At 39.4% G+C, this 14,442-nt stretch carries 10 protein-coding genes and 2 pseudogenes; 9 read left to right on the plus strand and 3 right to left on the minus strand.

What is annotated here, in order from left to right; all coding sequences use genetic code 11:
• Positions 1 to 39 precede the first annotated feature (39 nt).
• On the plus strand, positions 40 to 1,215 hold the full coding sequence (locus HMPREF0027_RS04680; protein WP_005622646.1) for a sugar transporter: 1,176 nt from the start codon (positions 40 to 42) through the stop codon (positions 1,213 to 1,215).
• Between the two features lie 53 nt (positions 1,216 to 1,268).
• Here HMPREF0027_RS04680 and acnB read toward each other — a convergent pair.
• A pseudogene (acnB, locus tag HMPREF0027_RS04685) lies at positions 1,269 to 3,875 on the minus strand (bifunctional aconitate hydratase 2/2-methylisocitrate dehydratase).
• Between the two features lie 122 nt (positions 3,876 to 3,997).
• Here acnB and HMPREF0027_RS04690 point away from each other — a divergent pair.
• From HMPREF0027_RS04690 to HMPREF0027_RS12920, 5 genes and pseudogenes are all read left to right on the plus strand, one after another.
• Positions 3,998 to 4,738, plus strand: coding sequence for a GntR family transcriptional regulator (locus HMPREF0027_RS04690; RefSeq protein WP_005622649.1), 741 nt, complete (start codon positions 3,998 to 4,000; stop codon positions 4,736 to 4,738).
• Between the two features lie 192 nt (positions 4,739 to 4,930).
• Positions 4,931 to 5,837, plus strand: a pseudogene (locus HMPREF0027_RS04695) (anion permease).
• An 80-nt stretch (positions 5,838 to 5,917) separates the two neighbouring features.
• Positions 5,918 to 6,292, plus strand: a complete 375-nt coding sequence (locus HMPREF0027_RS12910) for a PrpF domain-containing protein (protein ID WP_005622653.1) — start codon at positions 5,918 to 5,920, stop codon at positions 6,290 to 6,292.
• Positions 6,246 to 6,575, plus strand: a complete 330-nt coding sequence (locus HMPREF0027_RS12915; RefSeq protein WP_005622654.1) for a PrpF domain-containing protein — start codon at positions 6,246 to 6,248, stop codon at positions 6,573 to 6,575. Before HMPREF0027_RS12910 ends, HMPREF0027_RS12915 begins: the two co-directional genes overlap by 47 nt.
• A 35-nt stretch (positions 6,576 to 6,610) precedes the next feature.
• On the plus strand, positions 6,611 to 6,991 hold the full coding sequence (locus HMPREF0027_RS12920) for a PrpF domain-containing protein (RefSeq protein ID WP_276324223.1): 381 nt from the start codon (positions 6,611 to 6,613) through the stop codon (positions 6,989 to 6,991).
• A gap of 107 nt (positions 6,992 to 7,098) precedes the next feature.
• On the opposite strand, the gene HMPREF0027_RS04705 is transcribed toward HMPREF0027_RS12920, so the two are convergent.
• On the minus strand, positions 7,099 to 8,829 hold the full coding sequence (locus tag HMPREF0027_RS04705; protein ID WP_005622656.1) for a DUF3413 domain-containing protein: 1,731 nt from the start codon (positions 8,827 to 8,829) through the stop codon (positions 7,099 to 7,101).
• 1 nt (position 8,830) lies between these two features.
• On the minus strand, positions 8,831 to 9,052 hold the full coding sequence (locus HMPREF0027_RS04710) for a YejL family protein (RefSeq protein ID WP_005622657.1): 222 nt from the start codon (positions 9,050 to 9,052) through the stop codon (positions 8,831 to 8,833).
• A gap of 195 nt (positions 9,053 to 9,247) precedes the next feature.
• Between HMPREF0027_RS04710 and HMPREF0027_RS04715 the strand changes: the two genes are divergently transcribed.
• Genes HMPREF0027_RS04715 through HMPREF0027_RS04725 form a run of 3 tightly spaced genes read left to right on the plus strand, consistent with a single transcriptional unit; the run spans position 9,248 to position 14,243 of the window.
• Positions 9,248 to 9,880 (plus strand): TetR/AcrR family transcriptional regulator, encoded by a 633-nt coding sequence (locus tag HMPREF0027_RS04715; protein ID WP_005622658.1) that lies wholly within the window; start codon positions 9,248 to 9,250, stop codon positions 9,878 to 9,880.
• Between the two features lie 28 nt (positions 9,881 to 9,908).
• The gene (locus HMPREF0027_RS04720) at positions 9,909 to 11,114 is read left to right on the plus strand and encodes an efflux RND transporter periplasmic adaptor subunit (RefSeq protein WP_005622659.1); all 1,206 of its coding nucleotides are present in this window, start codon (positions 9,909 to 9,911) and stop codon (positions 11,112 to 11,114) included.
• A gap of 12 nt (positions 11,115 to 11,126) precedes the next feature.
• Positions 11,127 to 14,243 carry an efflux RND transporter permease subunit gene (locus tag HMPREF0027_RS04725; protein ID WP_005622660.1) on the plus strand — a complete coding sequence of 1,039 codons (3,117 nt, stop codon included), beginning with the start codon at positions 11,127 to 11,129 and terminating at the stop codon, positions 14,241 to 14,243.
• Positions 14,244 to 14,442: the final 199 nt, after the last annotated feature.

The raw sequence follows: 14,442 nt of genomic DNA on the forward strand, positions 1-14,442 counted from the left end.
ATTGCAAAATCTGACCGCTTAATTTTTTAGGAAGATAAAATGATAACCAGAAAAGAACAGCGCAGACTCTCGTTTTTACGAGTGTTTGCATTTTCACTGTCCGCATTTATTTTTAATACCACGGAATTTATTCCAGTTGCCTTACTTTCGGACATTGCAGCGAGTTTTGATATGGAAACGGCAACGACAGGGTTAATGATTACCGCCTATGCGTGGGTAGTGTTTCTCGCATCTTTACCTTTTATGCTACTTACTGCAAAAGTAGAACGAAAGCGTTTGTTGCTCGTATTGTTTGCGGTATTTATTGTGTGCCATGCGGTTTCTTATTTTGCCACCAGCTTTGCTATGTTGTTGGTGTTTCGAATTGGGATCGCACTTACTCACGCTATTTTTTGGTCAATCACCGCTTCGCTGGTGATTCGAGTTGCACCGAAAGATAAGAAACAACAGGCGCTAGGGCTATTAGCGTTAGGTAGTTCATTGGCGATGATTCTCGGTTTGCCGTTAGGACGAATGATCGGACAAGCGTTCGGTTGGCGTGAAACCTTTGCGCTGATCGGCATTATTGCACTTGGTATTATGTTGATTATGTGGAAGTTACTACCACATTTACCAAGCAAAAATTCGGGATCGTTAGCCAGCTTGCCGATTTTAATCAAGCGTCCGATGCTAATCGGTATCTATTTACTCACGATGATCGTGATTTCTGGACACTTTACCGGCTATAGTTATATTGAACCGTTTATAGTGAAGATCAGCCAAATGAGTGAACAAACTAGTACGGCAATTTTATTAGTATTTGGTTTGGCAGGTGTGGCAGCAAGTTTCTTATTCGGGCGTTTATATCCGAAAGCACCGAAGAAATTTATTATCAGCAATATGGCATTAATTATGCTAATGCAGATGTGCTTATTACCATTTAGTAATCATATTGCGGCGATGTTCGGCATAGTGTTTATTTGGGGAATTGGCATTACCGCAATGAGTATCGCATTGAAAATGCAAGTGTTGGATCTTGCACCGGATGCGACCGATGTAGCAACAGCAATTTATTCAGGTATTTATAATGTCGGGATTGGTGGTGGTGCATTAATCGGTAGTCAAGTGATTCAGCATGTCGGCTTACCTTATATCGGATTAATTGGTAGCGGATTAGCAGGAATTGCAATCTTGTGGTTTGCATTTATTTCGCTACGCTATCGAGTGGTGAATTAACCCTTTAAAAGGCAAATAAAAAGTGGGCTAATTGCCCACTTTTTTGTTTTCGCTTAGAGTGCGGTTTGGAAAATTACACTTTCCACTTTTTGCACATAATTTGGTAGCTGATCAAAATTGAGGTAGCGATAAACTTCATTATGTTGTTCATCAAGTGTTGCAACAGCTTCCAAATATTCTTGTGGTGATGGTAAACGTCCTAAGATTGCTGCGACAGAAGCCAGTTCCACAGACGCAAGATAAACATTTGCACCTTGTCCTAAACGGTTAGGGAAGTTACGGGTTGAAGTTGAAACCACCGAAGAATTTGGACGTACATGAGCTTGGTTACCCATACAGAGCGAACAACCAGGCATTTCGGTACGAGCGCCGGAACGCCCGTAGATATTGTAGTAACCTTCTTCAGATAAGCGAGCTGCATCCATTTTTGTTGGCGGAGCAAGCCATAAACGGGTGTTGATTTCTCCATTCACTTGGCTGAGTAATTTACCAGCTGCACGGAAGTGACCGATATTGGTCATACAAGAACCGATAAACACTTCATCGATCTTATTACCTTGTACTTCAGATAATAAGCGTGCGTCATCAGGATCGTTCGGTGCACATAAAATCGGTTCTTTGATTTCATCTAAATTGATTTCGATGATTTCCGCATATTCTGCATCGCTATCCGCTTCTAACATTTCAGGATTTGCTAACCACGCTTCCATCGCTTTAATACGATTTTCAAGTGCTTGCGCATCACTATAGCCGTCAGCAATCATTGTTTTCAGTAATACTACGTTTGAACGTAAATATTCTTCAATAGATGCTTGGCTTAACTTAATTGTACAAGCTGCTGCTGAACGCTCTGCAGTTGCATCAGAAAGCTCAAACGCTTGCTCTGCCGTGAGGTGTTCTAAACCTTCGATTTCAAGAATTCGACCAGAGAAAACGTTTTTCTTATTCGCTTTTTCCACGGTGAGTAAGCCTTTTTGGATCGCATAATAAGGAATTGCATGAACTAAATCACGTAAGGTAATCCCTTTTGGTATCTTGCCAGTAAAGCGAACTAACACGGATTCCGGCATATCAAGCGGCATCATACCTGTTGCAGCTGCAAAAGCCACTAAACCTGAGCCAGCAGGGAAAGAGATCCCGATTGGGAAACGAGTATGCGAGTCACTACCGGTACCGACTGTAAACGGCATTAACATACGGTTTAACTAATAGTGGATAACACCGTCCCCCGGACGTAATGTGATACCACCACGGCTGGTAATAAATTCCGGTAATGTTTGGTGAGTAACAACATCACTTGGTTTCGGATATGGTGCTGTGTGACAGAATGATTGCATGACTAGCGGTGCAGAGAATCTTAAGCACGCAAGATCCTTTAATTCATCACGTGTCATTGTACCGGTTGTATCTTGCGAACCCACAGAAGTCATTGCCGGCTCACAATATTGTCCTGCTCGGACCCCTTTTACGCCACAAGCTTTACCTACCATTTTTTGTGCGAGCGTATAACCTTTGCCAGAGTCAGCGACTTCAGCTAGTTTGGCAAATACATCGCTTTCCGGTAAACCAAGTTCCGCGCGTGCTTTAGTCGTTAAACTACGACCGATAATTAACGGAATTCGACCGCCTGCACGTACTTCATCCAATAACACATTAGTTTTGTATGAGAAAGTAGTAATCACTTCATCTGAATTATGCTTGCATACTTTACCAGCGTATGGGTAAAAGTAGATAACATCGCCCATATTCAGTTTAGTAACATCTAATTCAATGGGTAATGCACCGGAGTCTTCCGCTGTATTAAAGAAAATTGGTGCAATTTTACCGCCGAGGACAAAACCACCGGTACGTTTATTCGGGATATATGGGATATCCGTTCCCATATGCCATAACACTGAGTTTGCTGCAGATTTACGTGATGAACCAGTACCAACGACATCACCAACATACACTAATGGAAAACCTTTTTCTTTTAATGCGGCTAATTGTTTTAATGGACCGACAACACCTTCCTGATCCGGCTCGATGCCTTCACGTTTCATTTTTAGCATCGCATTAGCATGCAGTGGGATATCGGAACGACACCAAGCATCTTGTGCAGGAGAAAGGTCGTCTGTGTTGGTTTCATCAAGAACTTTAAATACTGTCAGCGTGATTTTTTCTGCAAGTGTTGGGCGAGAAGTAAACCACTCGGCATCAGCCCAAGATTGGAGTACTTGTTGAGCGTGAGGATTACCTTGTTTAGCTTTAGCCGTAATGTCTTTGAAACTATCGAAAATAAGCAGGGTATGAGAAAGGACTTTAGCAGCAAGCGGTGCCAATTGAGCATGGTCTAATAAATCAACAAGAGGTGTGACGTTATAGCCACCACTCATTGTGCCCAATAATTTTACTGCATGTTCAGGAGAAATTAATGGACTAGTTATGCTACCATTAGCAAGGCCTGTCAGAAATTCGGCTTTAACTTTAGCTGTATCATCTACACCGGCAGGAATGCGTGTTTCAAATAATTCAAGAAGCTCGCTTTCTTTACTAGCAATAGGCGATTGTAACAATTCAATTAACTGTACCGTTTGTTGAGCATCTAATGCTTTTGGTACAATCCCAATTGCTGCACGCTCGGCAACGTGTTCATAATATGTTTGAAGAAAATTAGACATGGTTGTCACCCCCACAAGAAAAAATTAGAATGTATGAAAACCTATAAACATATAGATGGCTATATGTCGAAACACTACTTATTTTTTGGTAGTGAGTCAATTTATTTTGAGAGAAAATATAAATGTTTAACTATGATCAAAAATATGTCGAATTAAATAAGATTCCTCGTTATCTACAAATTAAATATGAATTACAAAAATTTTTAGCAGAAAATAACTGGAGCTTCGAGAAGGCAATTCCGAGTGAACAAGAACTGGCAGCAACGTATGATGTGTCTATCGGAACAGTGCGTAAAGCAGTTGAAGGGTTAGTTGAAGAAGGGGTATTAATTAAGCATCAAGGTAAAGGGACTTTTTTAAAACATCCTGCATTTGTTGAATCATCGATTGTACGATTTTATTTGCGTAATGCTAAAGAAGGAAAACCAGAAACGCCTATTGGTGAAGTTAAATGTGTTAAAAGTGTGCAAGCAAATCCAAAGATTAATCAATTGCTCGGTGAGCCGGCAGAGCGAGAGCTGATCTATCTTGAGCGTATTCGCTCAGTAGATGATAAAGTGATTGTGAGTGATAAGATTTGGCTTTCTCCGGAAAAGTTTGGTGAGCTGAGAAATCTGAAACCGGAGCAGTTTGAGAATTTGCTCTATCCGTTTTATTTTAAACAATGTGGACAATTAGTCGTCTCGGCAAAGGAGCAAATGACGATTTTATTAAGCCATAACGATACTTATCTAACGGATGGGCAAGAGAAAACCGTGATTAAAGTGTGCCGTGCGGCAAAAGGGCTAGACGGCAGCATTATTGAGTATCGAGAGTCTTATGGCTTAGCGGAAGATTTCTACTACGAGACGATTATTACCTAAGAAAGACTTTAAACAAGCGGTCAAATTTTGCAAAAAAAGTGCAAATAATAGTAAACAATGGGCAAGGAGTAATCTTTGCCCTTTTTTATGATTTATCTCAAATTTTTGCACGATCAGTGCTTGCAAGTATAAATATAACTAATTATATAATATATGACTATATAAGTTTATACTTGCAATGAGGTATTTCTTATGAACTTGAAAAAACTTCTGCATTATGCAATTATTCTTGCATGCCCTATTGCAACCTATATTTTCCCTACGCCTGAAGGTTTATCTGTCCTCGGTTGGCACATTTTAGGTGTCTATATCGGCACTATCCTTGCTCTCATTCTCAAACCTTTCCCTGCTCCCCCTCTTCTGCTAGCTGCCGTTGCGATTTCCGCTATTATTGGTAATACGCCCGCTGAAGTGTTGGCTGACGGTACAAAAGTCGCAGTAAAACAAGGTTCAGTCTTAGATGGTTATAAATCAGGTACAACTTGGTTAGTTTTTGCTGCTTAATACTTATATGGTGGTTAAAACCACAGGCTTTATTTTCTTAACTGCAATGGCACCAAATGCAGTAGCACTTGAGTTGATGCGTCCGATTTTAAATATTGATGTAAGTTGGACGCAATGGTTCTTAGCCGCATCAGTACCGGGTTTACTCACTTTATTAGGTATTGCAGCTGTACTTACACAAGCAAAATTTTTTGTTTGGCTATCAAGTACAATGAGCAATTTAGTACCGGCTGATTTAGGTAGTCCAATGGTAATTACTATTTTACTACTTACGCTGAGTGTGCTTGTTCGGTATGTATTTGCTTCAGGGGCTGCTTATGTTGCATCAATGGTGCCAGTATTTTGTGCAGTAGGTATGGCAGCGGGAGCTGATCCGGTATTTTTAGAGTTCGGTTTATTATTCTCTAATAGCTATGGCAGCATGGTAACGCACTATGCATCGGCATCGGCTGCAGTTATCTACGGCTTAGGCTATCACGATGTGAAGTCATTTTGGATTGCCGGTGGAGTATGTGCGTTGGTGACATTATTTATCCAAGTAACAGTTGGTTTTGGTTGGTGGTCAATGCTCCAAAGTATGGGTATTTTAGGTTAGTAAAATAATTTAAGAATTTGACCGCTTCTTATACTTAGCAAGCGGTCAAGTTTCATAACTTTTTTGCAAAGGTGGAAAAAATGAAAAAAGTTCCTTGTATGATTATTCGTGGCGGTACATCAAAAGGCGTGTATTTCTTAAAAGATGATTTGCCAGCAGATATTGCTGAACGTGATAAATTCTTAATGGCAATTATGGAATCGGGCGATCAGACTCAAATTAACGGTTTGGGCGGTGCGACAAGTGTAACCAGTAAAGTGGCGATCGTTTCAAAATCGGAGAAAGAGGGGGTTGATTTAGATTACTTATTTGCACAGGTGGGTATCGGTCAAAAAGTGGTAGATACGGCACCTTCATGCGGTAATATTTTATCTGGTATCATCTGTTTTGCGAGTGAAAAAGGCTTGATTGAATTACAAATTACAAGACGGTATCACAAGTGTCGTAGTAAATAACGTTAATACCAACAGTATTATTGAAGTTTCTGCCGAGTCACCAAATAAGCAATTAAAATATACGGGTAATGCGGAAGTTTCCGGTGCTCCGGGAACGGGATCGCCGGTAAATCTCAATTTTAGTCAGATTGAAGGGGCCAAAACCGGTAAAGTTTTCCCGACCGGAAATAAACAAGATAATATCAATGGCTATAATGTGACTTGTATTGATGTAGCGATGCCGATGGTGCTGTTTAATGCACAAGATCTTGGTTTAACCGGTAAAAAAACAAAGCGGAACTAGATGAGAATCGTGCGTTATTCGAAGTCATTGAGCAAATTCGTCGTAAAGCAGGTGAAATGATGGGATTAGGCGATGTATCTGAAAAAGTGATTCCGAAAATGGGGATTTTATCGGCACCGGCCGGCAAAGGTAATATTACTTCGCGTTATTTTGTACCGGATAAATGCCATGCAAGTCATGCGGTAACCGGTTCAGTTTGCGTATCTGCAGCATGTAATATCGAAGGTATGGTTGCGCATCCGCTTTATAAAGATACCGGTAGCGTAGTAACGATTGAACATCCTTCCGGTTTTATCAGCGTTGACATGGTTTGCGAGAACGTAGATGGTGATTATAAATTCACTCGAGCAGCGCTAGTACGTACTGCTAAACCGCTAATGATGGGTGAAGTATATTATGATGAAACGGCAGAATAGTACGTTAAGTTTTTATATGCTTAACACATAAATGCTTATAGAGAATACAAGCGGTTAAATTTAGTAAAAAATTCGCTAAATTTGACCGCTTGTTATATTTCCAATCCTTATTTCTCGACAAATTGATTACTTTGCTGAATCATTTGTAAGAAGAGCGCTAAAGGCGGACGATCGCTTTTCTCTTTTTCGCCTTGAGCATTAAATTTCTCAAAATTACCTTTACGATCAATATGGTATTGTTCACCATTCGGCATAATTGCGACATTCCAGTTATGGTTAGAAGCTAAAACCCATAAACGATTATTTTGGGCGGTTAAATTGATCCCTTGAGAATAGTCACTAAGAGGATTCCTTACCCCAAAGAACTGGGTTAACAGTGTCGGCATAATATCTAAATGGCTTGAGAGCGAATCGTATTCTTTTACTTCACCTTGCCAATAGATAATTAACGGCACTTGCATATCCTGCTGAGTAAAGCTCATTTCATCAGTTGGATTAGCTTGATCAGAGGTAATAATTACCATGGTATTTGCTAATAAAGCGTTCTTTTCTAATTGTGACCAAATCTCACTAAATTGCCAATCGAGCAATCGGGTTTGCTGATCGTAAGAGTTTGCCTGCGGTAAACTTAAATCTAAATAACTGAAAAACGGCTCATTTAAAGATCGCTCTGTTAGCCATTGTTTCCATTGTGAGATTGCGTCTAGGTTATTTTTGGATTCAGGCAATAAAATACCGGCAAAAGCTGCTTGGTGATATACCGGATCCGCAAAGCCATTATGCGAGAATAAGCCGAGCTGATAACCGGATTGGCGAAAAGCTAGCATCAACGGAGAGGCTTCTTTATTACCTAATACCGGATCCAAATATTTACCACTTAAGCTATAAAAGATGCCTAATACACCGGCAGAGTGAGAGTCACCACTGCTGTAATGCTGTATAAAACGTAATGATTTACGACTAATATCAGCAAGTGTTGGCGTGTTTTCGCTATTGATTGCGTCATTACGTAATCCTGATAAATTGATTAGTAAAATATTTGAATGAGGCTTTTTAGTAAAGGTTAGTTGGTGTTTCGGGTAATTTAAATAGAAACTGTCTAAACGACCGTTTTCTTCAATTTCTTGCTGTAACTCAGCACGATCAATCAGCCCATGCTTTTGTAAGAAGGTACGAGCGGTCATCGGATGCGATAACGGATAGTTTGCCTTTTGTGCGGTAATCGGACGGTATAACATCATATCCGCCCAAGCGTAAATTAAATGTGTCGCAGTAAAACAGGCTAAGAAAAAATAAGCAACATATTTACCCCATTTCTGGCGGTTAAAGCTACGTAGCTTTTGCCAACACCAACGTGAATAAAGCATTTCCGCTAACAAAATAAGTGGCATTGGTACAAAGAGTAATTGCCATTGACGAGTAAGCTCACCTTGTTCGGGATTAACTAATAAGTCCCAAACAAGCGGTGATAAATGCAGATAGAATCGCTTAAATACTTCCGTATCAACTAAAAGAAAGGTTTGTCCGATCGTAGCCAAAATGACGGAAATACCTCGGAAAGTACGATCATTTTTAATGATGAAACTTAACGGAAAGATTAATAATAAGTAGCAAGCAAAAACAATAAAACTGAAATGCCCGAACAGACTGGTAAAAAAGTAAAGTTTACCTGACAGTGTATTAGGCCAATCGGCATTAAAAGCGTAGCGGGAAGAAATAAGTAACGCCAACACTACATTAAAAAGGGTAAACCAATGACTCCACGTAATGCGTTGCGAGGTTTCTTCTCGATATTGACGAGAATTGGTCGGTAATAATGAGCGAAGGTGTGTAAACATACTATTTGGTTTTTAAAGAGTTTTTTAATGCATTTGAGAAAGCATCTGCTAAAGCATGACGTTGTGCTTCTGTTTGAACGTTTTCACGTAAGATATTGGTAATTAAATTACCTAATGCCATTAATGAAAGATCAACGGGAGCTTTATACTTTTCCAGTGTTGCAATTAAATCACTGGATAATGCATCGAATTGTTTACTTTGATATTTTGATTGAGTTGCCATATTAAAAAGATAGGTTAAAAATATTTGGCAAATATTAGCATAAAATTAGTCGGAATGAGAGTAATAAGTGGTGGGATTTTCCATATTTTTGCAAATTAGAGTAAAAAAATCACTATACAAAGGAGTTAGTGATAAAGTGTTCAGTTAATTTTTCTCGGCTTTTTATCGGACGAGATATTTTTCTTTTAAATTATAATGAATAAATATAAAATGAACGACTGTTCATTGGATTTAAATATGGGAGGTTTTATGTCCAGACGAACTGATCCGAATGATATGATCAACCATATCTTATCGGCAACAGAGTTACTTGTAGCAAAGGAAGGCTTACAGAATTTATCAATGCGCAAGATAGCAAAAGAAATTGGCGTGGCAGCCGGTACACTTTATTTATATTTTAGTACAAAAGATCAACTTTTAAGTCAGCTAGCCAATCATATTTATGAACGCTATAGCTGCTATATCAACATTGATTTTGATCCGAACGAATCTCTCTTCAAGCAATATCGTCAAATGTGGGTTAGAAAGTGGCAATTCTTGTCTGACAACCCCATGATTGCTATTCACCTGTCCCAATACCAAGCGATGCTTGGTTTCAGCGAAATTGTTTATAGAACAATTAATGATCCAGAATTTATTTGGAACCGATTTGTTGACGAAGGTAAAAAGCAAGGTGTAATTGTCGATTTACCTAACGAGGTGTTGTATTACCTGAGTATGGGAACGGCAACAGACATTGCGTATTTACAACAGGTCAAGAAAGACGTTGTTCCGGAAGAATATTTTGAGGAAATTATTTCACGTACTTGGAAAGCTATTACTTTCTAAATTTAGTTAATTTGTCTATGGAGAATATATGACAGTAGAAAACCAAAAGCCCTCTCGTGGCAGAAAATTTTTAATTGTGACAACCTTAGCAGTGGTGCTGGTTGCCTTTGGTGGCGTTGCTGGAATGCAAAAATTTATTGCGGGGAAAAAAGCTGAAGCGGTAGCGAATATGCAGGAAACCGTAAGTGAAATTACTGCGATGAAAGTAGAGCCACAAGAGTGGACACCGAGCATTGCTGCTGTGGGATACATTCGTCCAAATCAAGGTGCTATGCTAAGTGCAGAAGCAACTGGTACAGTAACTCGAGTACATGTGCGCTCGGGTCAGCGTGTAAATAAAGGTGATTTATTGGTAGAGTTTGATAGTGCCGTTGAAGAGGCGACTTTACGCGCATCGCAAGCGCAATTACCAAATGCAAAAGCAAATTACGATCGTTTCCGTAATTTAGTCGCATCAAATAGTGCATCGAAAGCTGAATTAGATAATGCGCAATCAACTTATAACCAATTACTTGCGAATATTGAGTCACTTAAAGCCTCTATCGGTCGCCGTAAAATTTACGCACCATTTAGCGGTATTGCCGGTATCGTTAATGTAAACGTAGGGCAATACATTCCAGCGGGTACAGAGATCGTGCGTGTTGAAGATCAAAGTGTCATGAAAGTTCGCTTTACTTTACCTCAAACTGATGTGCAAAAAATTAGTGTAGGCCAAAAAGTAACGGCAGTCATTGATGCGTTACCGGGTCAAACATTCCCAGCAAATATCGCAGCAATCGATCCTGCAGTGGATCATACAACCGGCTTAATTAATGTAGAAGCGGTGATTACAGAGAACCAAAATCTTCTTTTATCAGGTATGTTTGCTCGTCTGAATGTGGCATTACCGACCGAGAAACAGCAAATTGTTGTACCACAAATTGCAGTGACATACACAATGTATGGTGAAACACTTTATGTGTTACAACCGCTTTCTGACGAAGATAAGCAATTAGTTGCAAAAATGGCAGAGCAAAATCCGAAATTAGATGTGAATAGAATGTATCACGCAAAACAAGTTGAAGTAAAAACATTAGACCGTAGCGGTATTTATGCACAATTAGCTAAAGGAGCGAAAGCCGGCGATTTAATTGTGACCGGAGGGTTCCAACGTTTAAGTAATAACGCACTTGTGATTGTTTCTGAACAAGAGGCGGTAGGTGTTACTCAACCTGCTAAAGAAAGTAGACTTTAATTGAGGTAATCAATGAAATTTACTGATATTTTTATTAAACGTCCGGTACTTGCTGTTTGTATTAGTTTGCTGATTACTATTTTAGGTTTGCAATCTATCAATAAACTTCAAGTTCGCGAATATCCTGAAATGACGATTTCGATCGTAACTGTTAACGTTAACTACTCAGGTGCAGATGCAAGCTTGATGCAAGCGTTGGTAACTTCTCAAATCGAAGAGGCGGTAGCGCAAGCGGATAATATCGACTATGTAACTTCTTCAAGTAGTCCGAGTACATCTACTACCACGATTAAGATGAAGTTAAATACTAATCCACAAATGGCGTTAGCGGATATTTCTGCGAAGGTGAATGCAATTCGTGCAAATTTACCAAGTGGGATCGATGACCCGTCTATCAGCGTATCATCAGGTTCAAATGATGCGTTAATGTATATTCGTTTTGTGTCGGATGAATTAAATCCTTCACAAATTACCGACTATATTAACCGTGTGGTAAAACCACAATTCTTTACAGTAAACGGTGTTTCAAGCGTAGATATTTTTGGTGCGGCAACTTTCGGTTTACGCATTTGGTTAGATCCGGAAAAAATGGCGGGTAATAACCTTTCCGGTGCGGCTGTATTATCAGCACTAAGAGCAAATAACTTAAATACTGCGGCAGGTAATGCGAACGGTTACTATACTGTTTATAAAAACAAAGTGGAATCAAGTACGCCGTCGGTTGAAGAGTTAGAAAACGTTACGATTTCAACAACATCAGATGGTCGTATTGTTAAACTTAAAGATATTGCAAAGGTTGAGTTAGATAAATACCAAGATGCATCTCGAGTAGTTGCAGATGGCAAAGAAGCAGTTGTATTAGCAGTGAGTGCTGCAACGACAGCAAACTCATTGACCGTAGCGAAAGACATTTATCCCGTATTTGAATTAATTACTAAAAACTTACCGTCATCAATGAGCGGTCAGATTTTATATGACAAAACTATTGCAATTAATAGCTCTATTAATGAAGTAATTAAGACTATTGGTGAAGCCACTGTCATCGTATTAGTGGTAATTATCCTATTCTTAGGTTCATTACGTGCGATGATTGTGCCAATTATCACCATTCCGATCTCATTGATCGGGGTATTATTTTTACTTCAGATGTTTGGTTTCTCAATCAATCTATTGACTCTATTAGCATTAGTACTTGCAATCGGGTTAGTGGTGGATGATGCGATCGTTGTTCTTGAAAACGTAGAACGTCATGTTAAAGAAGGCAAATCGCCGTTTGATGCGGCTATTATTGGTACGCGAGAGATTGCTATTCCAGTTATTTCGATGACGATTACACTTGGGGCAGTATATTCTCCAATGGCGTTAATGGATGGTGTAACCGGCTCTTTATTTAAAGAGTTCGCATTAACCTTAGCTGGTGCGGTATTTATTTCAGGTATCGCTGCATTGACGTTATCACCGATGATGTCTAGCCGAGTATTAAAAGAGCACAATGAAGATCACGAAAGTCGTTTCTCAAAATGTATCAATGCGATGTTAGACAAAATGACCAGCTGCTACACCAATATGCTGAGAGGTGTGATGGCGATGCGTTGGTTTGTATTGATTTTTGCATTGGGAATTTTTGCTGTATTACCGACATTATTAACATCACTTTCAAGTGAAGTCGCACCGACAGAAGACCGTGGCTTCGTGGTTGGTATCGGTAATGGTCCGTCAAACACTAACTTAGATTATACGCAAGCTGCGACAGAGAAGTTTAATGAAGAGGTAGGTAAAATACCGGAAGTAGCATCAATGATGACTGTATCCGGGTTTAATGGTGCAAATAGTGCATTATCAATTATCTCATTAAAGGATTGGAATGATCGTGAACGTGAACGAGCACCAATTTCAGCAGACGTTTCTGCAATTGCTAAAAATGTTGTCGGGATGGATATTAATGCGATTTCATTCCCAGAAATTTCAACCGGTGAAAACGGTTTACCGTTCTCATTAGTGATTACTACCGCAGATAACTATACTAAGTTAGCCGATGTGGCAACTCAGTTCCTGAAAAAAGCGCAAGCTTCAGGTCAATTCTTTTTCTCGAGTCTTGATTTGAAATTTGATACGGTAACGATGAAATGGAAATTTGATCGTGAGAAAATGGGAACTTATGGCGTAACGATGCAACAAGTGAGTGGTACGTTAGGTGCGTACTTATCTGGTGCGATTATTACACGTGTGGATATTGATTCTCGTGCGTATCCGATTGTATCGCAAGCTATCCGTAAAGATCGTTTAAATCCACAAGATTTAGTAAATTACTATGTTACAACGGCAAGTGGTGAATCGGTTCCATTAAGCTCATTTGTGACACTTGAACTTTCGACAGAACCATCAGCATTACCTCGTATGAACCAATTAAATTCAGCAACCATTTCGGGCGTAGTATCAAGCTCGATTGGTGATGCGGTAAATTGGGCGAAAGATGAGTTGGATCGCAGCTTACCTAAAGGATATCAATACGACTTTAAATCTGAAGCTCGTCAGTATGTTCAAGAAGGTAATGCAATGGCGATGACCTTTGCCTTAGCGGTAATTATTATTTACCTCGTACTTGCGATTCAGTTTGAATCTTGGCGTGATCCTATGGTAATTCTAGTTTCTGTACCATTAGCATTAAGTGGTGCATTGCTAGTACTTAATTTGCTTGGCATTGCAGGTGTTGCCGGCGCAACTTTGAATATTTATTCACAAGTTGGCTTAGTGACATTAGTCGGTTTAATTACGAAGCATGGTATCTTAATGTGTGAAGTTGCAAAAGAAGAGCAGTTAAACAATGGTTTATCTCGCTTTGATGCAATTGTTCACTCAGCGACGATTCGTTTACGTCCTATTATGATGACAACCGCAGCAATGGTTGCAGGTTTGATTCCATTATTATTTGCGGTAGGAGCAGGTGCGATTGCTCGTTTTAGTATGGGTATGGTAATTGTTGCTGGTTTGAGTATCGGTACATTATTTACCTTATTCGTTCTGCCGGTAATTTATACATTCTTAGGCGAATCACACAAACCGCTACGCGAGTTTGATGAAGAAAAGTATACTAAAGAAGTAGAAAAAATTGAACACGCAAATGCGTAATTAATTAGGAGCGCCGTCCATTGTGATCTGCACCCCAAAAGTTGGACTAACCATCCAACGGATTAAGGTGCAGATTTTTTATGACTAAATATAACTCGCTATTCAAACAACAAGTCATCGAGTTTTATCATTCAAAATGACAAAAACCGTTTATTCACTCAACGACATTTTCAATTATTCAAGAAAACCTTAATTCGGT

This window comes from Actinobacillus ureae ATCC 25976 (genome assembly GCF_000188255.1).
Lineage (GTDB): Bacteria > Pseudomonadota > Gammaproteobacteria > Enterobacterales > Pasteurellaceae > Actinobacillus > Actinobacillus ureae.

Excerpts from the sequence above, each read along its gene's own strand:
- HMPREF0027_RS04705 (WP_005622656.1), bottom strand. The coding sequence starts at position 8,829 with ATGTTTACACACCTTCGCTCATTATTACCGACCAATTCTCGTCAATAT.
- HMPREF0027_RS12910 (WP_005622653.1), top strand. The coding sequence starts at position 5,918 with ATGAAAAAAGTTCCTTGTATGATTATTCGTGGCGGTACATCAAAAGGC.
- HMPREF0027_RS04690 (WP_005622649.1), top strand. The coding sequence starts at position 3,998 with ATGTTTAACTATGATCAAAAATATGTCGAATTAAATAAGATTCCTCGT.
- HMPREF0027_RS04715 (WP_005622658.1), top strand. The coding sequence starts at position 9,248 with ATGAATAAATATAAAATGAACGACTGTTCATTGGATTTAAATATGGGA.
- HMPREF0027_RS04720 (WP_005622659.1), top strand. The coding sequence starts at position 9,909 with ATGACAGTAGAAAACCAAAAGCCCTCTCGTGGCAGAAAATTTTTAATT.
- HMPREF0027_RS04710 (WP_005622657.1), bottom strand. The coding sequence starts at position 9,052 with ATGGCAACTCAATCAAAATATCAAAGTAAACAATTCGATGCATTATCC.
- HMPREF0027_RS04680 (WP_005622646.1), top strand. The coding sequence starts at position 40 with ATGATAACCAGAAAAGAACAGCGCAGACTCTCGTTTTTACGAGTGTTT.
- HMPREF0027_RS04725 (WP_005622660.1), top strand. The coding sequence starts at position 11,127 with ATGAAATTTACTGATATTTTTATTAAACGTCCGGTACTTGCTGTTTGT.